Below are 23,789 nucleotides of genomic sequence, written 5' to 3'. Positions count from 1 at the left end.
TCCTGCGCATGACGCAAAACGGCTTTTGCAGAGGCCCGTCATTCCGGCTTACCCGGGGCTTCTTGCCCGGAACGCTCCTGCGCTTCCCATTCGTCAAGCCAGCGGCGTTCTTTAGGCGTGAGCTCGATCCCCGCCAGCAAATCCCGGCGTTTCCTCCATGTGCGCTCCAGCGACTGCTTTCTGCGCCACTCCTCGATATTCCCATGGTGGCCGGAGATCAGCACTTCGGGGACCTCCCAGCCGCGGAAATTCGCAGGACGGGTATAATGAGGGTATTCCAGCAGGCCGGTGCTGAACGAATCCGTCACCGCCGACGTTTCGTTGCCGAGCACGCCGGGAAGCAAACGTACGACGCTGTCGATCACGACCATCGCCGGCAGCTCTCCTCCGGTCAGCACATAATCGCCGATGGACAGCTCGTCCGTCACCAAGTGCTCGCGGATTCGCTCGTCATAGCCTTCGTAGTGCCCGCAGATGAAGATCAAATGCCGCTCCGCCGAAAGCTCCTCGGCTTTTTTTTGTGAGAACGACTCGCCCTGAGGACACATCAGGATCACGCGAGGCTTCGACTCCAGTCCGGAGGTTACATCTTCAACCGCAGCGAACAACGGCTCCGGTTTCAGCACCATACCGCCGCCGCCCCCATACGGATAGTCGTCCACCGTATTGTGCTTGTTGTTCGCATAATCGCGAAAATTGACCGTATTCAGCTCGACTAAACCTTTTTCCCGTGCCTTCCCCAAAATACTCGAAGTAAAGACCCCATCGAACATCGCTGGAAAAAGCGTCAGCACATCGATTCTCATAGGTCCAGCAAGCCTTCCATCAGACGAACCGTAACCTTCTTCTCGTTTACGTCGACATTCAGCACAACATCATCGATATAAGGGAGCAGCAGCGGTTTGCCGGCCGGACGCTTGACGGTCCAGACGTCATTCGCCCCAGGAGACAAAATTTCCGAGATCGTACCCAGCTCTTCGCCTTCTTCCGTAAAGACCGTACAGCCGATAATTTCGTGGTAGTAGTACTCGTCTTCGGGAAGCTCGGATAAGTATTGCTCTTCGACTTTTAAGAGCCAGCCTTTATATTTTTCCACTTCGTTGATGTTCGTGAAGCCTTGGAATTTGATGATGAACATGTTTTTTTGTTCACGGGCCGCTTCTACTGTAACAGGAAGCTGCGTCCCTTGCTCGGGATGCACAAATATCAGCTTGCTGCCTTTGGCAAAGCGCTCGTCCGGAAAATGCGTTTCCGGGACGATCTTAAGCTCACCGCGGATGCCATGCGTATTTACAATTTTCCCAACCGTATACAACTTTTCGCTCATAGGACCCTCCCGGGTTTGGAATAGGAGCTTATAGGAAGAGAAAAGAGTTAGGAGCAGCTCCTAACTCTCATGTTTCCCTTATGACACGATTTCAACCGAAACGCGTTTCGGTTCTTTCACTGCAGCGGATGTGACTACGGTGCGAAGCGCCTTGGCAATACGTCCTTGCTTGCCGATCACTTTGCCGACATCGTCGGGGTGTACCGACAGCTCAAACGTAATGCTGCGATCGTCCTCGACCGTATTCACGCGTACTTCTTCAGGATGATCCACCAACGCCTTGGCGATAACGGTAATAAGATCCTTCATCGTACCCTCCGAATCTTACAGATTACTTCTGCAGTTTAGACTCGTGAAATTTTGTCAAAATGCCAGCTTTGCTGAACAGGCTGCGAACGGTATCGGAAGCTTGTGCACCATTTTGGAGCCATTTCAGTGCTTTTTCCTCGTCGATATTCACAACGGCTGGTTGAGCAACCGGGTTGTATGTGCCAATCTCTTCAATGAAACGACCATCACGCGGGGAACGGGAATCCGAAACCACCACGCGGTAGAAAGGAGCTTTGTGAGCGCCCATACGCTTCAGACGAATGCGAGTTGCCATGTATATTCACCTCCCCAATAGAGTTAAACATCATTTATCTCAAAACGGGAATTTCATCCCGCGTCCGAGCTTCTTGAGGTTCTTCAGCTGCTTGGCCCCTTTGGGCCCCATCATGCCGGAGAACTGCTTCATCATTTTGCGCATATCTTCGAACTGCTTGATGAACCGGTTGACATCCTGCACGGAATTGCCGCTTCCCGCAGCCAGACGCTTGCGCCGGCTCGGACTGAGCAGATCCGGATTTTGCCGCTCTTCCTTGGTCATCGATTTGACGATCGCTGCGACGCGAGCCATTTGCTTATCATCGACCTTGACGTCCTTCATGCCCTTGATCTTGCCTGCGCCCGGCAGCATGTCGAGCAATTGATCCAGCGGACCCAGCTTCTTGACCTGCTCCATCTGCTCCAGGAAGTCGTCAAACGTGAATTCCGCGGTACGCAGCTTGCGTTCCATTTCCTTCGCCTTGTCGGCGTCGATGCTCGCTTGCGCTTTCTCGATCAGCGTGAGCATATCGCCCATGCCGAGAATCCGCGAAGCCATCCGTTCCGGATGAAACGGTTCGAGCGCATCCAGCTTCTCGCCCATGGCAGCAAACTTGATCGGACAGCCGGTGACGGCTTTGACCGAAATCGCCGCGCCCCCGCGCGTATCGCCGTCGAGCTTCGTCAGCACGACGCCCGTCAGCTCGAGCTGCTTATGGAAGCTTTCGGCCACGTTGACGGCATCTTGCCCCGTCATCGCGTCGACTACCAGCAAAATCTCGTCGGGGCTAACCGCTTCGACGATTTGCTTCAATTCATCCATCAAGCTTTCGTCGATGTGAAGACGGCCCGCGGTATCGACGATCAAATAGTCGTTGTTATGATCCTTCGCATGCTGCAGCGCCTGCTTCGCAATCTCGACCGGGCTTACTTTGTCGCCCAGCGAGAACACCGGAACCTTCAACTGCTCGCCCAGCACTTGAAGCTGTTTGATCGCAGCCGGACGGTAGATGTCGCCTGCCGCCAGCAGCGGCCGGTGATTTTGCTGGAGCAGCAGCTTCGCGAGCTTGCCGGTCGTCGTCGTTTTCCCTGCGCCTTGCAGACCGACCATCATAATGACCGTCGGCGGCTTGTTCGCACGCGCCAGCTTGCTCTGCGTCCCGCCCATTAAGGCCGTCAGCTCTTTATTTACAATATCGACGACAACCATCGCCGGGGTAAAGCTTTGCAGCACTTCTTGTCCGATCGCCTGTTCCTTCACCTTGGCGATGAATTCCTTGACGACCTTAAAGTTGACATCCGCCTCAAGGAGCGCAAGCCGTACTTCCCGCAGCGCTTCGTTTACATCGTCCTCGGTCAGCTTGCCTTTTCCTCTAAGCTTACTGAATACACTTTGCAGCCGGCTGGATAGTCCTTCGAATGCCACAGGTCGTCACCACCTTCCGGAGGGAATATGTTAATCCAATTCGTTAAGCTTTTCCATGACGGCCTGAATCTCCATACGTTGAGGCTCCGGCAGACCGCCGCTAAGCGCCTCAAGCTGCCGCAGAAGCCGCTGCCGCTCTTCATGTTTCTCCAAAAGCCGCAGCTTGCCTTCGTACTCCTCAAGCACGGATTCGGCCCGTTTAATATGTTCGTAAACCGCTTGACGGCTGATGCTGAATTCCGATGCGATCTCGCCAAGCGAATAATCATCGTGAAAATAATGCTTCAAAAACATTTGCTGCTTTTCCGTCAGCAGCCGTTCATAGAAATCGAACAGCAGATTAATCCGATTCGTCTTTTGAAGGACGTTTTCCTCCGTCATTCGTGCCTCACCCCCGTTAAGGTAAAACACTTTACAGCAAATCAACCTCACTTATCATACTGAAATTGAAGAGGGATGTCAAGCTTTTCTCCTTGTCAGGTCAAAAGCATTGTTACAGCAGCGAAAACGGAGAATTTCGAACCTAAAAACGAGCGGCAAAAAGCCGGCTTATTGACCGGCTTTCTCCTCTTCCTTTTCCGACTCGGCGATCCATTTGCTGAACAGCGCATGCACGAACTGATCGGAGTCGAACGCTTGCAGATCGTCCATCTTCTCGCCGAGGCCGACGAATTTGACCGGCAGCTTCAGCTCTTGACGGATCGCGACGACAATGCCGCCTTTCGCCGTTCCGTCCAGCTTGGTCAGCACCAAGCCGCTCAGACCGGATTTCTCGTCGAACAGCTTTGCCTGCTGCAAAGCGTTCTGCCCGGTTGTCGCATCGAGCACCAGCAGCACCTCGTGAGGCGCTTCCGGCACCTCGCGGCGGATGACGCGGTAAATTTTGTTCAGCTCTTCCATCAGGTTGACTTTGTTCTGCAGACGGCCCGCCGTATCGCAGAGCAGCACGTCCACGCCGCGCGATTTGGCCGCATGCAGCGCGTCATACATGACCGCCGCCGGGTCCGAGCCCGCCTGCTGCTTGATCACGTCGACGCCTACGCGGCGTCCCCATTCTTCCAACTGCTCGATCGCTCCGGCACGGAACGTGTCTCCGGCGGCAAGCAGTACTTTTTTGCCTTGGGATTTCAGCATATGGGCCATTTTGCCGATCGTCGTCGTTTTGCCGACGCCGTTGACGCCTACGAACAAAATGACCGTAAGGCCGGATTCAGCCATGTGCAGCCCGGTTTGCTCCTGCCCTTTGAGCAGCGCGATCAGCATCTCGGACAAAATGGGCTGCAGCTCGCTCGGGTTCTCGATTTTGCGTTTGCGGACTTCAGCCCGCAGATCCTCGATCAGCTTCAGCACCGTGTTCACGCCCACATCGGCGCCGATCAGGATTTCTTCCAGCTCCTCGTAAAAATCTTCGTCGATTTTTTTGCGGCGGGAAAACAGATCCTCGACGCGCTCGACAAACACGTCTCTCGTTTTGGCCAAGCCTTCCTTGAACTTATTCGTCACCGTTTCGGCTTTGGTCGAAATCGCTTCTTTCAATCGTTTAAAAAAGCTCACGGGGCACCTACCTCAATCTCAATATATCGGCATCAGCCGGCTTCCATAATGGCTTCGTCATCTTCCAGACGGACGGATACGAGCTTCGATACGCCGCCCTCTTCCATCGTCACACCGTACAGCACGTCGGCTTCCTCCATCGTGCCTTTGCGGTGCGTTACGACGATAAATTGCGTCGACATCGAAAATTCGCGCAAATATTCGGCAAAACGCGTTACGTTCGCCTCGTCCAACGCCGCTTCGACCTCATCGAGCACGCAGAACGGCACGGGCTTGACGCGGATGATCGAGAATAACAGCGCAATGGCGGTCAGCGCCCGTTCGCCGCCGGAGAGCAGCTGCAAATTTTGCAGCTTTTTGCCCGGAGGCTGCGCTACGATCTCAATGCCCGTGTCAAGCAGATTGTCCGGCTCCGACAAAATGAGGTCGGCCCGGCCGCCGCCGAACAGCTTGCCGAAGACGACGACAAAATGCGAACGGATCGCATCGAACGTGGAGCGGAATCGTTTTCCCATTTCCTCGTCCATCTCACGGATTACGAGATAAAGCGCCGTTTTGGCCTCCACCAAGTCGTTCTTCTGCTCCGCCAAAAACAAGTATCGCTCATTAACACGCTGGTACTCTTCAATCGCCCCAAGGTTAACTTCCCCGAGAATGGCGATTTCGCGCTTCAGCTCGCGAACTTTATTTTGGGTGCCCAGGACATCCTCCGGTACGGGATAGCGCTCTTTCGCCAGCTCATAGCTAAGCTCGTAATCTTCGGAGAGCTTCTTGAGTAAGTTCTCCAGCTCCACGTCCAAGCGGTTCACGCGAACCTCCGTCTGATGGAGCTGCTCTTCGATCTGCCTGAGCTGGGTGCGCTGCTCCTTGGTTTTGCTTTCCTCAGCTTCGAGCTTCGCCACCCACTGCGCCCGCTCCGCGCGCTTCATATCCAGTTGCTCCGCACACTGCTGTTTCTTCAGCTTCAAATCGTTAAGCTGCTCGATCTGCTGCACGGATTCCTGTTCGTGGTTCGCCATATCGGAGTCAAGCTGCCGCTCCTGCTCGCTGTTCGTTTCCAGCTCGTGCTTGATCGTCTCCAGCTCATTGCGGGAACGGCGCTCCTGCTCATGCAGCGACTGCTTCTCCTGCGATTGCGCCGCGACCTTTACCTTCAGGTCGGTGAGCTGCGTTTGCAGCTCCTCTTTCTCCGATTCGCTCGCCTTGCGGCGGATTTCCGCGTCGCGGATCGCTTGCTGCAGCTCGGCCTCCTGTCGCTGAAGCCGCTCCTGCGCCTCGAGAGCTTCCGTCCGCCGGCGCTCCAGATCGCTGCGCTCGGCCGCCAGCGTTTCGCCGTCGGCGCCGTACAGCGCAAGCTGCTGAGCCACCTGCTTCGCTTCATGCTCCAACGGCTCAAGCGAAGCGCGAATCTGTTGCTCCTCGATCCGCCGATTCTCGCCTTCCGCCCGCAGCTCGTCCAGCTTGCGCGTCGTTTCGCCGATTTCGCGGCGAAGCTCCTCCGCTTTGGCCCGGAAGCTTTTCAACTCGGTTTCGGACAGCGAGATGTCCTTATCCATGTCTTCGATTTGCCGCTGACGGCTCAGAAGACTGGTTGTTTTCTTCTGCTGGCTGCCCCCGCTCATCGAACCGCCGGGGTTCACAACATCGCCCTCCAGCGTGACGACGCGGTACCGGTACTGCACCCGGGCCGCGATCCGGTTGGCAACCTCCAGCGTATTCGCAATAATGACATTGCCGAGCAAGCTGCCGGCAATTTGCCGGTACGTATCTTCAAATTGCACCAAATCGACGGCGATGCCGACAAAGCCTTCCATCCCTTGAATCTGGCGCTGTTCGCCTTCCGGAATGGACCGGCTGCGAATGACGTCCAGCGGCAGAAACGTGGCCCGGCCAAGCTGACGACGCTTCAGAAAAGCAATCGCGTCCCTGCCGTTCGCCTCGTTATCCACAACGATGTGCTGAAGCGCGCCGCCCAGCGCCGTCTCCATAGCGACCTCGACATGAGCAGGCACCTTGACGAGCTCGGCTACCGCACCGCGAATGCCGCGCAGATCGCCGCGGTCCTTTGCTTTCAGCACTTCCTTGACGCCGTGCATAAAGCCGTCATAGTCGTTCGCCATCTCGCGCATCGTATCGCGCCGCGACACCATCGAATCAATCTTCTGCTCCCACTTGCGGACGGCGGCCTGCGCCTCCTCCGAAAGCGTCTGCTTCGATTTCAATCCTTGGCTGAGCTCCAGATACTGATTCCGCACCTCCGCGATCGCGGCCACGGCTTCTTCAAGCTTCTTCTCCAGAGCCGCTTTGCGCTCAGCAATGCTCTCTTGCTGCTCCTGCCACTTGCGGTGCTCGTCGTCGAGCCGGTCCAGCCGGCGGCCAAGCGCTTCAAGCTGCTGCTCGGCATATCGCGCTTCGTTGCGGGCATTAGCCGAATCGTTCAGCACTTCGAGCAGTTCGCCCTTCAGCCGATCTTCCTCCGCGCTGCTGATGCCTCCCGTCACACCGAGCAGCCGGTCTTCCTCGGCCTTCAGCTTGGCCTGCGTCTCCGCAAGCTCCGCTCCGATGGCGGCGATTTTTTCGCGCAGCTGGGCAATTTCAGCCTCTTTGTCAAGCACCCGCTGCTCCTGCTGAGCGACGGCAAGCCGGATCTGGTTTTTATTGGAAGCGTAATTTTTTTTCCGCTCCTTCAGTACCTCGCCCTGGCCTTCGCATTTCTCAAAATCCTCGCTGAGCTGAAGCAGGTGCTGTTGCAGCCCTTCAATCTCTTCCTCCAGGCGGCGCGTTTCCCAGCGCTCCTTCTCCAGCTCGGCGTCCTGCTTGCTGATCACGCCGGACAATTCGCGCTGCGATTCGCGAAGCTTCTCAAGCTGAGCGTTCGTATCTGTCCAGCTTGCGTAAATCTGCTCGATCTGATGGACGTACATCGCAATCTCGCTGGATTTGAGCTCTTCTTTCAGCTCCTTGAAGCGCACTGCCTTCTCCGACTGTACGCGCAGCGGCTCCAGCTGGTCTTCCAGCTCCGACACCAGATCGTGGATACGCAGCAAATTTTGTTCCGTTTCCTGCAGTTTCTTTTCCGTTTCACGCTTGCGCGATTTATATTTGACGATCCCCGAAGCTTCTTCAAAAATACCTCGGCGGTCTTCCGATTTCGTGCTCAAAATTTCTTCGATACGCCCCTGCCCGATAATCGAGTAAGCTTCCTTCCCGATTCCCGTGTCCATAAAAAGCTCGGTAATATCTTTGAGCCGGCAGGGCTGCTTGTTGATCATATATTCGCTTTCCCCGCTGCGATGCACGCGCCGGGTGACCGTCACTTCGCTGTAATCCAACGGCAGCGAATGGCTCGCATTATCGAGCGTCAGCGAAACTTCGCCGTAATTGACGGCTTTTCGGGCATCGCTTCCGGCAAAAATAATATCTTCCATCTTGCCTCCGCGCAGCGACTTGGCGCTTTGTTCGCCAAGTACCCAGCGGATACCGTCGGAGATGTTGCTTTTTCCGCTGCCGTTCGGCCCGACCACCGCCGTAATTCCTTGTACGAATTCCAGCTCGGTCCGATCCGCAAACGATTTGAAGCCCGAGAGCTCGATACGTTTCAAAAACAACTTGGCTCACCTCTTACGGCTATTGTACCATATTCCGGACCTATAGTAGATACCGTCCGCTACAGCAATCCGGCGATCTACATGCAGGCTGCGATTGACTTGCTGTCGTTTGGCCGGAACGGTACCGGTTTTCGACGAACCGCCCCGTTCTCCTGCAAAAAAAAGAGCGACGGCCCGCTATACGGCCGTCACCTTCTGCGAACTTGCTTTATGACTGCTCCACCTTGACTTCCAGCTTCGTTAGCGCTTCGGCGGCTGCATGCTGCTCCGCTTCCTTCTTGGAGCGGCCGAGTCCCCGACCGAGCATTTCCTCATGAAGATATACTTCCGCCGCGAACTCCCGCTCGTGCGCAGGTCCGCGTTCGTCTACGATTTTGTATTCCAAGGGGCCCATATTATGCTGCTGGGTATGCTCTTGCAGAATCGTTTTGTAATCCGCCGTTAACAGGCGCCCTTGCTGAGGCAGGCCCGGAAACATATAGCGGCTAAGAAAAGCGCGAACCGGCTCCAAGCCTTGGTCCAAGTAAAGCGCACCGATGAACGATTCGAACACATCTGCGAGCAGTGCCGGACGGGTTCGACCGCCGGTCAGCTCTTCTCCTTTGCCGAGCAGCACATAAGATCCGAAATCGAGCTGCTCGGCGAAGCCGACGAGCGAGGGCTCACAGACAATGGAGGCCCGCAATTTGGTCAATTCGCCTTCCGTGCGATCCGGATATTTGTCGAACAAATATTCCGATACGGTCAGCTCCAGGACAGCGTCACCGAGAAACTCCAGCCGCTCGTTATCCTTGCATTGGCCGATGCGATGTTCGTTCACGTAGGAAGAATGTGTAAATGCCTGCCGTAGAAGGTCGGGACGCCGGAACGAAATCCCCAGGTCCGCTTGCAGCTGTTTCAAGTTGCGATGCATATCTAATCACCTTCGTTTAAGCAATTTGTTTCGTGGAGATTGAAAACATACAACCACCCCCACGAAACAATGTTATAGTTTGGCCAGCCCCGTGAAGTCTATGCTCTTAAGCCTCGTACTTTTTCAGAATGACCGTTGCGTTGTGGCCGCCGAAGCCGAACGAGTTCGACATGACGATGCGCAGATCGAACGGGCGCGGTGTATTCGGCACGTAATCCAGATCGCATTCGGGGTCCTGATTGTCGAGATTGATTGTCGCCGGGATCATGCCATGTTTCAAGGCCAGTGCGCAGATGAGCGCTTCCACGCCCCCCGCTGCGCCAAGCAAGTGACCGGTCATCGACTTGGTCGAGCTGACAGCCAGCTTGTAAGCATGCTCGCCGAACGCCTGTTTAATCGCGGTCGTCTCCGATTTGTCGCCGATCGGCGTCGAAGTGCCGTGCGCGTTAATATAATCGATCGCTTCAAACGGAATGCCTGCGTCTTTCACAGCTTTGACCATGCAGCGTGCAGCGCCGTCCGGGTCCGGATCGGTCATATGATGCGCGTCTCCGCTCATGCCGTAGCCGATCACTTCACCGTAAATGCGGGCTCCGCGCTTCTGCGCATGCTCCAGCGATTCGAGAATGAGGATACCGGCGCCTTCGCCCATGACAAACCCGTCGCGATCCGTATCGAACGGACGGCTCGCTTTTTCCGGCTCGTCGTTGCGGGTCGACATGGCGCGCAGCGCGCAAAAGCCTGCAACGCCCGTCGGACTGATCGTCGCTTCCGCGCCGCCGCAGATCATGACGTCCGCATCGCCGTGAAGGATCGTCTTGAAGGCGTCTCCAATGGAGTGCGTACCTGTCGCACAGGCGGTAACGGCCGTGCTGTTCGGTCCTTTGGCTCCCGTGATCATCGAGATTTGCCCCGACGCCATATTGGCGATCATCATCGGAATAAAGAACGGGCTGACCCGCTTCGGTCCCTTTTCAAGCAAAATTTTATGCTGCTCTTCCCAAGTCGACAAGCCGCCGATCCCCGAGCCGACATAAACGCCGACCCGTTCCGGATCGGTATCTTCTTTGACATTCAGCCCAGCATCCTTCAACGCTGTCAAGGTGGCGGCTACGGCAAATTGCACGAAGCGGTCCATGCGGCGGGCTTCTTTTTTGTCCATATAATCTTCCGGATTAAAATCTTTAATTTCGGCGGCGATCCGTGTCGGATATTCGCTGACGTCAAACGACTCAATCGCACTGACGCCAGACTTTCCGGACAGCAGATTGCCCCAAAAGGTTTCAAGATCACGTCCAAGCGCGGACATCACGCCGAGACCCGTAATAACGACTCTTTGTTTCATGCTGCCATTCACCTCTATCGTAAATAACCTTCGTTATGTATTTCATTCGTAAGGGGGCAAGCCCGCTGGTGCGTGCAGTTAAGCACGGAATGGAGATAAGTCCCGTTTATCCAAGAAAAACGGGACTTATGCGTTTTAGGTATGAGATTTTATGTACTCAACTACCTGACCTACAGTAGTGATCTTCTCTGCGTCTTCATCAGAGATTTCCATATCAAACTCATCTTCCAATTCCATAACCAATTCCACGACATCGAGAGAATCGGCACCTAAATCATCTTTAAAAGAAGCCTCAAGGGTCACTTCCGCTTCGTCAACGCCGAGACGGTCCACAACGATGCGTTTTACGCGATCCAAAACGTCGGACATCCGGTTCACCTCCTCTTTGGTATTATACTTAACTTATGGACAAAATGCCATAGTAAAGCCTCGATCAGTGCGAAAAAAAGCTATTTTCGCCAAAAAATTCATTTTTTGCGGCAACTCTGGCAGTGCGACGCCATAGCCCGCACCTCCGCCCATTGTTGCCGCAAGCCGCGCTACATATACATGCCACCGTCGACATGAAGCGTCTGCCCCGTCATATAAGACGAATGGTCGGACGCCAAAAATATCACCGCTTTGGCAATGTCTTCCGGTTGGCCTAAACGGGCGAGCGGAATTTGCGATGTAAGCTGCGAGCGCAAGTCTTCAGCTAACTTGTCCGTCATATCGGTCTCGATAAAGCCGGGAGCCACACAGTTGACGTTAATGCCTCTCGAAGCAAGCTCTTTCGCCGCCGATTTGGTCATGCCGATAACACCGGCTTTGGCAGCTACATAGTTCATCTGACCGGCATTCCCCATCGCTCCGACGACGGACGAGATGTTGATGATCCGTCCTGAACGCTGCTTCATCATCGGACGCGTTGCCGCTTTTACGCAGTTGAATACGCCTTTCAGATTCGTCTCGATCACTTGATCGAACTCCTCTTCCTTCATGCGCATAATCAGGTTGTCCCGCGTAATTCCCGCGTTGTTGACCAAAATATCGATCCGGCCGAATGCTTCCAGGACGAGCTTGAACATCTCTTCGACTTCCTGGACGGAACCGACGTTCGCCTTTACCTTAAACGACTTGCGTCCCAGCGCTTCGATGGCCTGCACAACTTCCGCCGCTGCCGCTTCGCTGCCCGCGTAGTTGACGACTACATCGGCCCCCGCTTCCGCGAGACCGATGGCGATGGCCCGGCCGATGCCGCGAGAGGCGCCGGTAACCAGTGCTACCTTACCCGTTAGCATGCGCTAATCCCTCCCATGAATAATCGTTTATTCCGTCGTTTCCAGTTGAAATTTCTCAATGGCTTCCAGACTGTTGATGGAATACACTTTCACGCTGCGGTCGATCTTCTTGATCAGACCTGCCAGAACGGTGCCGCTGCCGATTTCGACAAACGTGTCCACACCCTGTTCTAACAGCCATGCAACGCTGTCTTCCCACAGCACGGAGGAATGCACTTGATCGATCAACAGCTGCTTGATTTCCGCCGGCTCCTGCACCGGCAGTGCCGTCACGTTAGCAACGACCGGAACGGCCGCCGCTTTCATTTCAACGGACTCCAGCACGCCGCCGAGACGATCGGAAGCGGGCTTCATCAACGAGGAATGAAACGGCCCGCTGACCTCAAGCGGAATCACGCGTTTCGCGCCGGCTTCTTTGCCGCGTTCGGCGAGGGCCTGCACCCCTTCTTTGCTGCCGGAAACAACGATCTGTCCCGGACAGTTCAGGTTCGCAAGCTCGACGACGGTTCCTTGTCCGCTGACTTCCGAGCACAACTGACGCAGCGCTTCGCGCTCAGCGCCAAGCACGGCTGCCATAGCGCCTTGTCCGCTCGGCACCGCCTGCTCCATGAACTCGCCACGTGCACGTACCGTACGGACCGCGTCTTCGAAGCTCAGCACGCCTGCAGCTACAAGCGCGCTATACTCGCCGAGGCTGTGACCGGCGGCATAATCCGGCTGAACGCCGTGACGCGTGCGAAACAGCTCCAGGTAAGCTATGCTGGTTGCAAGCAGCGCAGGCTGCGTATTCACAGTAAGCTTCAGCTCTTCCTCCGGACCGTCGAAAATGATGCGGCTGAGAGGGAGGCCGAGCGCCTTGTCGGCCGATTCGAAAATGCCCCGCGCGGCGGCATCCGCTTCATAAACGTCTTTCCCCATCCCTACCGCCTGAGCCCCTTGGCCCGGGAATACAAATGCGATTTTCCCCATATCCGAATTCTCCTTTATTACCGACTGCAAGCCATTCGGTCGGACCGAAACGGCCATTCCTGCGCAAAGATATTAAGTTTTAACGCCATAATTCCGGATCATTCATTTACCATACCAGGACGGAAGCGCCCCAGGTCAAGCCACCGCCAAAGCCGACAAGCACCAAGCAGTCGCCCTCTTTGACGCGTCCGGACTCCACTGCCTCCGCAAGAGCGATCGGGATCGATCCTGCCGACACATTGCCGTATTTGTCGAGGTTGATCATGCATTTGTCCTCGCTCAAATTCAGCTTCTGCAGCGCGGACTGAATGATGCGGATATTCGCCTGATGCGGTACGAGCAAATCGACCTCGGACTTGTCGATTCCCGCCTTCCGCAGCGCCTCTTCCGCAGCGCTTCCCATAATGCGGACCGCGAATTTGAACACCTCGCTGCCAGCCATGAAGATGAAATGCTGCTTGCCTTCCAGACTCTGCGGCGATGCCGGACAGCGGGAGCCGCCGGCGGCAACATTCAGTAGCGGGCCGCCCGTGCCGTCCGCGCCAAGCTCGAACGATTTAAATCCGCGGCCTTCCGGTACGTTGCCGAGCACGACCGCGCCTGCACCGTCCCCGAACAAAATACATGTGTTCCGATCGGTGTAATCCGTAATTTTAGATAAGCATTCCGCCCCTACCACAAGCGCATATTTATACGTTCCGGTAGCGATGAAATTGGCGGCGTTGGCCAAGCTGTAGATAAATCCGGAACAAGCCGCAGACAGGTCGAAGGCGGCCGCTTTTTTGGCCCCAAGCTTGTCCTGCAAAATACATGCCGTCGACGGGAACGCCATATCCGGGGTAACCGTCGCCACAATAATTAAATCAATCTCTTCCGACGTGATGCCCGCGTTCTTCAGGGCGATTTTCGATGCTTCATAGGCCAAGTCCGACGACGCTTGCTCCGCAGAAGCGATGCGGCGTTCGCGGATGCCGGTGCGGGTGACGATCCATTCGTCGTTTGTGTCCACCATTTGTTCCAGCTCGAAATTGGTCAGTACCTTTTCAGGCACATATTTGCCCGTTCCGAGAATGCCTACAGGCTTTAAGCTGCTATTCATAACTACTCGCTCCCGTTACTGATTTCTGCAGAAATGCTGCGGACCAAATCGTTTTTCAAAGCGACCCTGGCCTGACGCACCGCATTTTTAAAAGCTACCCCGTTGGACGAGCCGTGGCTTTTGAGCACCAGACCGTTAATGCCCAGCAAAGGCGCTGCGCCGTGCTCGGTGTAATCCATTTTCTTGCGGAATTGGCCGAGGCCCTTCTTCACCGCCGCCGCCGCCAGCTTCGTGTACCACGTACGCATAAATTGATCTTTTAAGACGGAAAAGATGACTGAAGCCGCCCCTTCCATCGATTTAAGCATAATATTCCCCGCAAAGCCGTCGCATACGATGACGTCGCAAGGCTTCCGGAGCACGTCGCGCGACTCCACGTTGCCTATGAAGCGAATCGGCGCCTGCTCCAGCAGCGGAAAAGCCGCCTTCGTCAGCTCGTTGCCTTTCATCGCTTCCGTGCCCACGTTAAGGAGACCGACGCGCGGCTCGGCCACTCCGTGCACTTTGCTTCGATACAAGCTGCCCATGATGGCGTACTGCACAAGATGCTCCGCCGTCGCGTCCATATTCGCTCCGAGGTCGAGCGCAAGAATGCCTTCGCCGTCAACCGTCGGCAGCATCGGTGCAAGCGCAGGGCGCTCGATTCCTTTGATTCGGCCGACAACCAGGAGGCCCGTCGTCATCAATGCTCCCGTATTGCCCGCCGATATCATGGCGCCTACTTCCTGCTCCTTCACCATGCGTCCGGCGACGACCATCGAAGCGTCCTTTTTGCGCCGCACCGCTTTCACCGGCTCGTCATCCGCTTCGATCATCTCGCTTGCGTGCCTCAACTCCAGATTCGCAAGCTTCTTGCCTTGAAGCAATGGCTCCAGCACGCTTGTATCTCCAACCAGCACAATCGTCGTATCCGGCCATTCTTCGGCCGCCGCGATCGCACCATCCACCGCTGCCTGCGGTGCATGGTCTCCGCCCATCGCGTCAATCGCTATCCGCATGAAGCTCTCCTCCTTCATGCCGATCTTTGCTCGCATGATAAATGATGAAATTCCCCTGGAATACCACTTCGTCTCCGACGTATGTAAAAACTTCGACCTTCGCCTTGCCTTTGGAGATCGAACGGACATAAGCCTTGGCAATGCACTTCTCCTGCAGTTTAACCGGCCGTACGAAGCGGATGTCCGCAGCGGCGGTCAGCGCCACCTTATCGTTAATCAGCGCGACGGCCAAGGAATTGGCCTGAGAAAATATATGATGACCCCGTGCGATTTTCGTCCGGGAGAACACATGCTCTTCTCGAATTTCGAACATGGAAATACCGCTCTTGTCGAGCTGTAGATCAATGACATCCCCGATGACTTCGTGCAGCGGAAGCGAGCGCACCTGATCGTACGATTGCTCCGCCATCAGCTTCATCCGCTCTCGCAGCTCGGGAATGCCAAGTTCGAGCCGGTCCAGACGGATCGTCTGGATGCTGACTTGAAACAGCTTCGTCAGCTCTTCATCCGTAATAAACGGATTTTCTTCGATCGCTTTGGCCAACTGCTGCTGGCGCTGTCGTTTCGGAAGGCGTTCGATAACGAGCACCACCTTTTTTTAGCTTGAACTAGGGAGGTCCCCACCTGATGCATATGATATGTCACTATCTCTTATGACCAAGTCACAAAGCAAAGTATACTGGATTCTTCATGAAAAGGGAAGCGCGAGCAAACAAAAAAAATAGCACTGCACCTAACGGTGAAGTACTATCTCTTTTGTCTGCAGGAAGATTATTGGCTAATAATCTCTCTTTTTTTGTATTGACCGCAAACTTTGCAAACTCGGTGAGCCAATTTCAATTCACCGCAATTGTCACACTTTACCATGCCCGGTACTTCCAATTTAAAATGAGTACGACGCTTGTCGCGGCGCGTTTTGGATGTTCTCCTTTGAGGTACTGCCATATTTCCCACCTCCTTCAACGAATTCAGCCTGCGTTCCTGGTTACGATCGGTCTTTAAAAAAATCCGCAAGTCCGGCCAAACGCGGGTCCACCTTCTCCGTCTTGCATTCGCAAGCCTTCTCGTTCCGGTTCGTTCCGCACACGGGACACAGTCCTTGACAATTTTCACTGCACAGCGGGATGAACGGCAGCGCCATCAGGACGCTTTCCGCCAAATAGGGCTTCAGCTCGAACCGGTCCTCGGAGACATACAGCACGTCTTCCTCGTCCTGGTCCTCATCCTCGGACTCTTCCAGCTCTTGCTCTTCGCCCTTCACAAACGTCTCATGAAACGGAATCGTCAAATGCTGTCCGACCGGGGACAAGCAGCGCGAGCATGATTGCTCCACGTCGATGTCCAGTTCGCCCGTGACTTCGGCCGTGCCGGCCTTGTCCCGAGCTTCCAAACGCACCTGCAGCGGGCCATACCCGAGCAGACCTCCGGACTTCGGCAGAATGCCTGTCATATCTTCCGTACCTTCGATCCGGATCGTGCCTTTGGATGCCAAATCTTTCAAATGTATAAACATGAGTATCACCCCAAACAAACAAAGATTATTATATCGACTTCGGTTCCATTTTGTCAACATTTTCAGTTCATGCTATGTTCATGCTATAGTGATTAAACATAATCGGTCATGGCAAAAGAAGCCTGAAACGCTGGTTGGGAGGAATATTACGCATGTCAACCGTCGGTCTCGTCGTCGAATACAATCCGCTGCATAACGGTCACTACTATCATTACCAACAATCGAAAAAGGTAACGGGAGCGGACAGCGCGATTTGCATCATGAGCGGGAACTTTCTCCAGCGCGGCGAACCGGCGGTCGTGAACAAATGGGCGCGGGCCGAAATGGCGCTTCGCATGGGAGCGGACCTCGTCCTGGAGCTGCCGGTCGCCTATAGCGCCCAGCCGGCCGAATGGTTCGCTTTCGGCGCCGTCTCCGCGCTCGACGCTACCGGGCTCGTCGACAGCCTCTGCTTCGGCAGCGAGAGCGGCGACATTGGCTGGCTCGAAGCCGCGGCCGATGTCTTGCAGGACGAGCCCGCTCCGCTGCGGGAGCTGCTGCAGCAGGAGCTGAAAGCCGGCGTCCCGTATCCGGCCGCCTACAGCCGCGCCGTAGCACAGCTCGTGCCGGGCGCGGACGAAAGCGAGCTCGCCAAGCCGAACAATACGCTCGGGCTGCATTATTTGATTGCCCTGCGGCGGCTTCGCAGCGGCATCCGGCCGCAAACGATCACAAGGACGAAAGCGAAATACAATCAAACCGACATTACAGACGGCCGCATTGCAAGCGCTACCGCTCTCCGCAAGTTGCTCTTTGAGGAGCGCTCCTTGCACGCCCTCCGCCCTTATGCGCCTGCGGCAACGCTGGATATTTTGGAGCGGGAATGGCAGGCCGGACGCGCACCGGTCGATTGGGAACGCTTTGCGAAGCCCCTGATGCTGCAGCTCATGAATCATACCCCGGAGCAGCTCGCGACGTTCTACGAGGTAACGGAAGGGCTGGAGCATCGCATTCGGCAGGCGTTGACCGAAACGACAGCCCCTGGAGAAGGCTGCGTAGCTTCGCTGCTGGACCGGCTCAAAACGAAGCGCTATACGCGGACCAAGCTGCAGCGCACCTTGCTGCGTATTTTGCTGAATCACACTAAGGAGCAGCTCTCCGCCGAAATGCTCGGTCAAGGCGTGCCGTACCTGCGCGTGCTGGGCTTTCGCCCGAAAGGAAGAGAGCTGCTTCGACGAATGAAAACAACGGCAAAGGTGCCCGTTGTCACCAAAGTAACGGACACACTTTCGCCGCTGCTCGCGATGGATATTCGCGCTACATCCGTCTATGCGCTCGGATATGAAACGCCTTCTCCCCGCGACTGGCTCGCGGATTACTACGAACCGCCGGTCGTTGTGACGGATTGATCCCTAACTTCCCGTTTTCGCCGGCAGCTTCGCCAAATAGTCCAAAGCCTCGTCCATCGTGGCTACCGGAACGACGGTCATCTTGGTCCCCAGCTCGTCGGCACGCTTCTTCGCGTCCGAATAATTGGGGATCGTCTGCCCGGTCGGAGCTTTATAGTCTGCGGGACTGAAAAAGATTTCGGCGCCCGCCCGGTCGGCCGCAACGATTTTATGCTGAATACCCCCGATGACGCCGACATGCCCTTCAGGATCAATCTCTCCGGTACCCGCCACTTTGTAGCCTTTCGTAATATCGCCTGGCGTCAGCTGGTTATAAATTTCCAGCGAAAACATCAGCCCCGCCGACGGCCCGCCAATGTCTCCCGCCTGAATGGCTACCTGCTGCTCTTCCGACTCGGCCTTCACACTGTGCAATTCCGATAATACGACTCCAAGCCCGACCCGTGAAGCTTCTGCCGGTTGTGCGCTTGGATCGGCAGGCAACGTAGCCAAAGCGATATCCTTCGTCTGGATCACGCCTTTGCGCTTGTAACTGATCGAGACGCTTTCCCCCGCTTTTTTGCCTGTGACGCCGGCTCGCACCTCATCCATCGTTTGGATCGGTTTGTCGTCGATTTTCACGATGGTATCGCCGGCCTGAAGCACGTCATGCGCCGGAACATTCGGATATACCTGCTGGATGACGACGCCGTCCTTGCTGATATGGTAAGGAATTTTCAGCCGGTTATATACCGCCTGAATCGCGTCCGCCTGCGAGGTGAGCATAACCACTTCCTGACGCTGTGAATATTCCGCCTCGGTCTCGTTGTTGCGGAGCAGATCCCGCTTCAGACGCAGCTCTTCGTAGGGCCTAACGTAGGACATCAAATAGCCGAATACGGTTGCATCGGCCACCTGCACCGTAGTCAGCATGAACTTGCCTTTTTCCTCCGCAGCCTGCTTGACGTGAACCATTGGGTGAATGTCCTCGGCCGTCCCCGGCTTAAAAATATAGAGCGGCAAAGGCATAAAATAAACAACGTACAAAAGCGCTATCGCTATAAAAACGGAAAAAACGACGCGTGACGCGCGTTTCATGTGTCGTGCCTCTCCCATCGGCAGCTTTCCCCCCAGCCGTTCGCAAATGTTGTATCTCTATAGGTAGCGTACGCCTGTCAGGTCTATTCCATGCGGACAAAGCGTAAACATGTACCACTAACCCAAGCTGGAGTGATGATTCGGATGCAACGGTTACAGGTTCTCTTCTCCCCGCGCTTTACGACGCTGCTGCTCGGCGCCGCGTCGCTTGCTCTCGTCGTCAGCATCATCGCATTTCCCGACGAAGCGTTTCGCTCGTCGCTCCAGGGGCTCCAGCTCTGGTGGAAGCTGGTCTTCCCGGCCCTGCTGCCCTTTCTGATCGTCACCGAGCTGCTGCGCGGGATGGGCGTGCTGCACGGACTTGGCGTGCTGTTCGAGCCGCTGCTTCGCCTTTTATTCCGGCTCCCTGGAGTCGCCGGCTGGATTGTGGCGCTCGGCTTCACGGCAGGCATGCCGGCCGGCGCCGCAGCCGTGGGCCAGCTTCGTAAAGACGGCACACTGACCCGCGATGAAGGAGAACGCTTGCTCTCGATCTCTCACCTGCTGAACCCGGTCTTCCTCGTCAGCGTGGTCGGCGTCGGATTCCTGCAAAGCGCGACCGCCGGACTTGCGCTTGCGGTCATCCATTATGCCTCCACGCTGCTCCTGGCCCTGCTCCACCGTTTCCGCAGCGCCCCTGTCCCTCATCCACTGCCGAAAACGAAAGCGCGGGACAAGGGAAGCTCAGGGTGGATCAGCCGGAGCTTCGAAGCATTTCAAGACGCCCGGACGCGCGACGGCCGGACGTTCGGGAAGCTGCTGGGAGATTCGGTGACGTCAAGCGTTCAGCAGCTTTTTCTGATCGGCGGGTGCATGATGATGTTCTCCGTGCTGCTTCACGCCGTTTCGCTTTCAGGGCTTGTTTCCGCTGCCGCTTCCCTCGCCTCCGCACTTGGCCTTAACCATGACAACGCTCTGACGCTCGCCCAAGCGCTGCTCGCCGGTTTCTTCGAGCCGCATCTCGGAGCGTACGCCTTATCGCAATATGCAGAAACCGCTTCGTCGGCCTTGCCGTATGCGCTGCTCAGTCTGCTTCTCTCGTGGGGAGGCTTGTCCACTCACGCCCAAGTCAAAAGCCTAACCGCGGTTTCCGACTTGCGCTACCTGCGCTTTTTGCGCTCCCGGCTTGAGCATGGCGGAATTGCTTTTGCGCTCACCTGCTTAGCTTGGAAGCCGCTCACCGATTCGCTGGGAGGAGAGCAGCCCGTGCTTGCGCACTATGCCGCGGTCCGCAGCGGCTGGTCCTTCGAGCATGATAATCTGTGGCCCTTGATCAGCCCGATGATGCTGCAGTTCGGCACGATGCTGCTTGTCCTGCTCGTGCTCTCGGTATTCGCCGCTTTTCTTTTCCATCGCCGCCGCCATCAGCGGTAAATCTTGCTTCCGTGCTACAAACTTCCGCTGCCGTATTTACCGCGCAGCGCCCGCTCCACTTCCGGAGGAACCAGATCGGCCACGGGTCCATGAAAACGGGCGATTTCTTTCACAATGCTGGAGCTTAAATACGAATATTTCGGCGTCGACGTCATAAAAAACGTCTCGATGTCTTCGCACAGCTTCCGATTGGTGGAAGCCAACTGCAGCTCATATTCGAAATCGGAAACCGCGCGCAGTCCTCTGACGATGAGGTGCGCGTTTTTTTGCTTCATATAATTAATGAGCAAATCCCGGAAGCTGTCGATCTCGACGTTCGGCAAATCTCTGGTCGCCTGCCACAGCAGCTCCGTCCGCTCCTCCACCGAGAACAGCGGATTTTTGCTCGTATTGTTGAGCACGGCGACGATCAGCTTATCGAACACCTTAGCCGCGCGATGAATAATATCCAGATGCCCATTCGTCACCGGATCAAAGCTGCCGGGATATACAGCCACTCGCATCCCGGGATGATCGCCAATCTCGATAATTGGATTCATTGGTACAGTCAGCTCCCTCTAATATCGAGTTTAAATCTCTTTACCCTCAACGCGGGTACGGTAAATCGTAATGGCAGTATCCCCATACTCGGCCCGCCGCAGCCATTCGAGCTCTCCGAAGTCCCCCTCATGGCGGTCCTCCGCGTCATGCTCGACCACGATCCGCGCTCCGTCGGCCAGCAATCCGCCCTGCTGCAGCTCCTCCAGCAGCTCTCCAATCACTTTCAGCTTGTACGGCGGGTCCAAAAACACCAGATCAAAACGCGCTTCCCGCTTGGAAAGCGCTTTGAGTGCGCGCACCGCATCATTGCGGTACACTTCGGCCCGCTCCGTCAACCCGGTCGCCTGAAGATTGTGGCGTATCGTGTCGATGGCTTTTTTATCAACGTCCGTGAGCACGGCGCGGTCCATCCCCCGGCTCAACGCTTCGATACTCAAGCCGCCCGTGCCCGCAAACAAATCCAGTACTTGTCCGCCTTCGAAATAAGGGCCGATCATGCTGAATACCGCTTCTTTCACTTTGTCCGTCGTGGGCCGGGTCCCCATGCCCGGTACCGCCTTTAGCGGCCGCCCTTTGGCACTTCCCGATATGACTCTCATGCTGTATAGCCTTCTTTCCGCCAAACTTAATATTGATATCGTATCACAAACGGAATCTTTTGCACAAAAAATCCAAAAAAATTTTCCCAGCGGATGTATATCTTTCTGCAAAAAGGATCATCCTTATATCATCGACATCCGAAAATGTCGTAGACAACCGCGGAGAAGACTTACGTTCCCCATAAGCTCTTCGTCCGGTTTCTCCTCTCCCATGAAAGGGGCTCGTCGCGAGACGGGCCCCGAATTTATTGTTACAGTATAAAATAATGGCTTATTTAAAAGAAATTTTATATGTAACAGTAAAATTAAAACACTATAACAGATACGTTTTTCGAACACTATAGACCATTTGTAGACCATTTTCCCCCCTCATTTAAACATAGATTTCATATATACATTTGGCTAAGTTTTTGTTGAACCCCATCTCTGCACCTCGGGGGCCACGTCAAGAAAGACCCCCAACAGTTTTGTAAAGATTCTAAAGCATCTTCATCACTATAAATCTACGCTGAGTACAACAGTAAGATCAATTAGTTCCCAGCCCTCCTTCTTTTGTTCAAGAGGCTCTGCCGCGTATCTAATCCAGTTACTACCCCTACAATTTTCCGATTCTCATGCTCTCCAACTATGGTGATCGTCACCTCAATTGTGTTTGAGCAAGACATTCGTAGCCACCCGAAAAGCTCGAGTTGATCTTCCTCAGTCAACTTTAAAAATACCTGTTTACCTGCATCCTTATTTTCATCCATTTTTCCATCCCCCAAAAAGAACATTTGTTTGTATTTTATACGAACAAAAAAACGAACACACAATAACAATATCTTCCTTCTGAAATATTTTTATTAAAATGAAAAAAGCGCCACCACGTTTATTGGTAATATCCCCTCATGCTAGACAATGTAAAAAAGACATCTGGTAAGAAGGACTTAAACGTTATCGACCGGAGGGGATTTTTTCATGGGAAAACGGAGCCGTACGAATAACAGTTATCCTGAAGAGTTAAAAATGCAAGCAGTTAGAATGGTAACCGTGGGGAATATGTCGTACAGAGAGATGACCGGACAACTTGGGATTCGCAATAAGACACAGTAGAAGTATGGGTGAAGCGTTATCGGGAAGGCCACCATTTGAGCAAGAAGCCTTTCGTAAAGGACGACAGACCAAGTTCGCAAGCGTAGAAGAAGAAATGGCGTATTTAAGGGGGGGGAGATCGAGTACTTAAAAAAGCGGTATCCAAATCTACACGGGGAGTGACGAATAAATCGAGTCGGTGTGAAGTCATTGAGGAAATGAGGGTAAGGTATCCATTGGAATGGCTCCTAAAACTGGCGGAAGTCTCACGCGCAGGCTATTACAAATGGTGTTAAAAGGGTAGCCTAAATCCCGTGTGCTGCAAGAGCAGTTGCTGGAAGTCCATATTATGGCGATACACCCACTACACCCGTACTTTGACTACTTGCGTATGACAGTGGCTTTGAAACGTGAAGGGCTGCACGTTAACCACAAACGCGTTACCGGCTCATGAAGAAGCTTGCTCTCCGTTCCGTGATCCGATAAAAGCGACGCTATTTCGGCAAGCAAGCATCGGTTGTTCATCCCAATAGGCTTTGAACGCCAGTTCTATGTAGAAGCGCCGCTGCGTAAATTGGTCACTGATATTACATACATTCGAGTGGGAGAGCGTTTTGTATATCTCTCTGCAATCCAGGATCTGTAAAACAACGAGGTTGTGGCATGGCCATCTGTCCGAACGAAACGATCTTTCACTTGTTATGAAAACAGTGGACATCCTCGTTGAGAAAACAAATCTTACCAGTGTTCTCCTACATTCTGACTAGGGGTTCCAGTACACTTCAAAGCCGTTTTACCGCAAACTCACGAAGCTTGGGTAATTGGCAGCCACTCCCCACGTGGAAACTGCTTTGACAATCCTGTATCGAATCGTTCTTTTCACATCTGAAAAACGAAAATTTATATCTTACCAATCTACAATCAATCTCTGACTTGGAACAGGCTATCCGAGAATACGTCTCGTTCTACAACCACGAACGCTTTCAGAAGAAACTAAACGACCGTTCCCCGGTGGAATACCGAGTACGGTCGCAGCATAATGGTGTCTTTTTATTCGTGTCTACTTGAAAGGGGTATGAGCACA

At 54.7% G+C, this 23,789-nt stretch carries 23 protein-coding genes and 1 pseudogene; 3 read left to right on the top strand and 21 right to left on the bottom strand.

Annotation, left to right across the window (positions count from 1 at the left end; genetic code table 11):
* Positions 1 to 38 precede the first annotated feature (38 nt).
* The 18 genes from trmD to PEL01S_RS12030 form a co-directional block, all read right to left on the bottom strand.
* Entirely contained in the window at positions 39 to 806 is a 768-nt protein-coding gene (trmD, locus tag PEL01S_RS12115) for a tRNA (guanosine(37)-N1)-methyltransferase TrmD (protein ID WP_127460466.1), read from the bottom strand.
* Positions 803 to 1,327: a ribosome maturation factor RimM gene (rimM, locus tag PEL01S_RS12110; RefSeq protein WP_127460465.1), complete on the bottom strand. Its 525-nt coding sequence runs from the start codon at positions 1,325 to 1,327 to the stop codon at positions 803 to 805. The genes trmD and rimM overlap by 4 nt, the downstream gene beginning before the upstream one ends.
* Before the next feature lie 78 nt (positions 1,328 to 1,405).
* Positions 1,406 to 1,636, bottom strand: a complete 231-nt coding sequence (locus PEL01S_RS12105; RefSeq protein ID WP_010501094.1) for a KH domain-containing protein — start codon at positions 1,634 to 1,636, stop codon at positions 1,406 to 1,408.
* A gap of 22 nt (positions 1,637 to 1,658) precedes the next feature.
* Positions 1,659 to 1,931, bottom strand: a complete 273-nt coding sequence (gene rpsP / locus PEL01S_RS12100; RefSeq protein ID WP_010501096.1) for a 30S ribosomal protein S16 — start codon at positions 1,929 to 1,931, stop codon at positions 1,659 to 1,661.
* A 39-nt stretch (positions 1,932 to 1,970) separates the two neighbouring features.
* Positions 1,971 to 3,338: a signal recognition particle protein gene (ffh, locus tag PEL01S_RS12095; RefSeq protein WP_054974209.1), complete on the bottom strand. Its 1,368-nt coding sequence runs from the start codon at positions 3,336 to 3,338 to the stop codon at positions 1,971 to 1,973.
* 30 nt (positions 3,339 to 3,368) lie between these two features.
* Complete coding sequence (locus PEL01S_RS12090) at positions 3,369 to 3,719, bottom strand: putative DNA-binding protein (protein ID WP_108530405.1); 351 nt, start codon at positions 3,717 to 3,719, stop codon at positions 3,369 to 3,371.
* Positions 3,720 to 3,887: 168 nt separating this feature from the next.
* Entirely contained in the window at positions 3,888 to 4,892 is a 1,005-nt protein-coding gene (gene ftsY, locus PEL01S_RS12085; RefSeq protein WP_108530406.1) for a signal recognition particle-docking protein FtsY, read from the bottom strand.
* Positions 4,893 to 4,924: 32 nt separating this feature from the next.
* Positions 4,925 to 8,500 carry a chromosome segregation protein SMC gene (gene smc / locus PEL01S_RS12080; RefSeq protein WP_127460464.1) on the bottom strand — a complete coding sequence of 1,192 codons (3,576 nt, stop codon included), beginning with the start codon at positions 8,498 to 8,500 and terminating at the stop codon, positions 4,925 to 4,927.
* A gap of 208 nt (positions 8,501 to 8,708) precedes the next feature.
* Positions 8,709 to 9,413: a ribonuclease III gene (rnc, locus tag PEL01S_RS12075; RefSeq protein ID WP_127460463.1), complete on the bottom strand. Its 705-nt coding sequence runs from the start codon at positions 9,411 to 9,413 to the stop codon at positions 8,709 to 8,711.
* Positions 9,414 to 9,519: 106 nt separating this feature from the next.
* Complete coding sequence (gene fabF / locus PEL01S_RS12070) at positions 9,520 to 10,758, bottom strand: beta-ketoacyl-ACP synthase II (RefSeq protein ID WP_063187528.1); 1,239 nt, start codon at positions 10,756 to 10,758, stop codon at positions 9,520 to 9,522.
* A 135-nt stretch (positions 10,759 to 10,893) separates the two neighbouring features.
* Positions 10,894 to 11,127 carry an acyl carrier protein gene (gene acpP, locus PEL01S_RS12065; RefSeq protein ID WP_010501107.1) on the bottom strand — a complete coding sequence of 78 codons (234 nt, stop codon included), beginning with the start codon at positions 11,125 to 11,127 and terminating at the stop codon, positions 10,894 to 10,896.
* A 170-nt stretch (positions 11,128 to 11,297) separates the two neighbouring features.
* The gene (gene fabG / locus PEL01S_RS12060) at positions 11,298 to 12,038 is read right to left on the bottom strand and encodes a 3-oxoacyl-[acyl-carrier-protein] reductase (protein WP_127460462.1); all 741 of its coding nucleotides are present in this window, start codon (positions 12,036 to 12,038) and stop codon (positions 11,298 to 11,300) included.
* Between the two features lie 27 nt (positions 12,039 to 12,065).
* Positions 12,066 to 13,007 carry an ACP S-malonyltransferase gene (gene fabD / locus PEL01S_RS12055; RefSeq protein ID WP_127460461.1) on the bottom strand — a complete coding sequence of 314 codons (942 nt, stop codon included), beginning with the start codon at positions 13,005 to 13,007 and terminating at the stop codon, positions 12,066 to 12,068.
* A gap of 106 nt (positions 13,008 to 13,113) precedes the next feature.
* A complete protein-coding gene (locus tag PEL01S_RS12050; RefSeq protein ID WP_127460460.1) occupies positions 13,114 to 14,106 on the bottom strand; it encodes a beta-ketoacyl-ACP synthase III in 993 nt (330 codons plus the stop codon).
* A 2-nt stretch (positions 14,107 to 14,108) separates the two neighbouring features.
* On the bottom strand, positions 14,109 to 15,104 hold the full coding sequence (gene plsX / locus PEL01S_RS12045; RefSeq protein ID WP_063187522.1) for a phosphate acyltransferase PlsX: 996 nt from the start codon (positions 15,102 to 15,104) through the stop codon (positions 14,109 to 14,111).
* On the bottom strand, positions 15,088 to 15,696 hold the full coding sequence (fapR, locus tag PEL01S_RS12040; RefSeq protein WP_010501116.1) for a transcription factor FapR: 609 nt from the start codon (positions 15,694 to 15,696) through the stop codon (positions 15,088 to 15,090). Before fapR ends, plsX begins: the two co-directional genes overlap by 17 nt.
* Positions 15,697 to 15,875: 179 nt before the next feature.
* Positions 15,876 to 16,049, bottom strand: coding sequence for a 50S ribosomal protein L32 (rpmF, locus tag PEL01S_RS12035; RefSeq protein WP_010501119.1), 174 nt, complete (start codon positions 16,047 to 16,049; stop codon positions 15,876 to 15,878).
* Between the two features lie 40 nt (positions 16,050 to 16,089).
* The gene (locus PEL01S_RS12030; protein WP_127460459.1) at positions 16,090 to 16,617 is read right to left on the bottom strand and encodes a YceD family protein; all 528 of its coding nucleotides are present in this window, start codon (positions 16,615 to 16,617) and stop codon (positions 16,090 to 16,092) included.
* Positions 16,618 to 16,769: 152 nt separating this feature from the next.
* Here PEL01S_RS12030 and PEL01S_RS12025 point away from each other — a divergent pair, with 152 nt between their 5' ends.
* On the top strand, positions 16,770 to 18,005 hold the full coding sequence (locus tag PEL01S_RS12025) for a nucleotidyltransferase (protein ID WP_127460458.1): 1,236 nt from the start codon (positions 16,770 to 16,772) through the stop codon (positions 18,003 to 18,005).
* Positions 18,006 to 18,008: 3 nt separating this feature from the next.
* Here PEL01S_RS12025 and PEL01S_RS12020 read toward each other — a convergent pair whose 3' ends face one another.
* Entirely contained in the window at positions 18,009 to 19,082 is a 1,074-nt protein-coding gene (locus PEL01S_RS12020; RefSeq protein WP_231885150.1) for a SepM family pheromone-processing serine protease, read from the bottom strand.
* Between the two features lie 144 nt (positions 19,083 to 19,226).
* Here PEL01S_RS12020 and PEL01S_RS12015 point away from each other — a divergent pair, with 144 nt between their 5' ends.
* A complete protein-coding gene (locus tag PEL01S_RS12015; RefSeq protein ID WP_127460457.1) occupies positions 19,227 to 20,495 on the top strand; it encodes a nucleoside recognition domain-containing protein in 1,269 nt (422 codons plus the stop codon).
* 14 nt (positions 20,496 to 20,509) lie between these two features.
* Here the strand turns inward: PEL01S_RS12015 and coaD are convergent, their stop codons facing one another.
* Both coaD and rsmD read right to left on the bottom strand, forming a co-directional pair.
* A complete protein-coding gene (gene coaD / locus PEL01S_RS12010; protein ID WP_063187513.1) occupies positions 20,510 to 21,034 on the bottom strand; it encodes a pantetheine-phosphate adenylyltransferase in 525 nt (174 codons plus the stop codon).
* A 30-nt stretch (positions 21,035 to 21,064) separates the two neighbouring features.
* A complete protein-coding gene (rsmD, locus tag PEL01S_RS12005; protein WP_108530416.1) occupies positions 21,065 to 21,634 on the bottom strand; it encodes a 16S rRNA (guanine(966)-N(2))-methyltransferase RsmD in 570 nt (189 codons plus the stop codon).
* A 957-nt stretch (positions 21,635 to 22,591) separates the two neighbouring features.
* On the opposite strand from rsmD, the pseudogene PEL01S_RS35690 reads away from it, so the two are divergent.
* Positions 22,592 to 23,773 (top strand): annotated as a pseudogene (locus PEL01S_RS35690) (IS3 family transposase).
* The last annotated feature ends 16 nt before the right edge of the window (positions 23,774 to 23,789 follow it).

Source organism: Paenibacillus elgii NBRC 100335, assembly GCF_004000865.1.
Taxonomy (GTDB): domain Bacteria; phylum Bacillota; class Bacilli; order Paenibacillales; family NBRC-103111; genus Paenibacillus_G; species Paenibacillus_G elgii.
The sequence above is the reverse complement of the archived record's forward strand: the minus strand, read 5'-3'. Positions and strand labels throughout refer to the sequence as shown.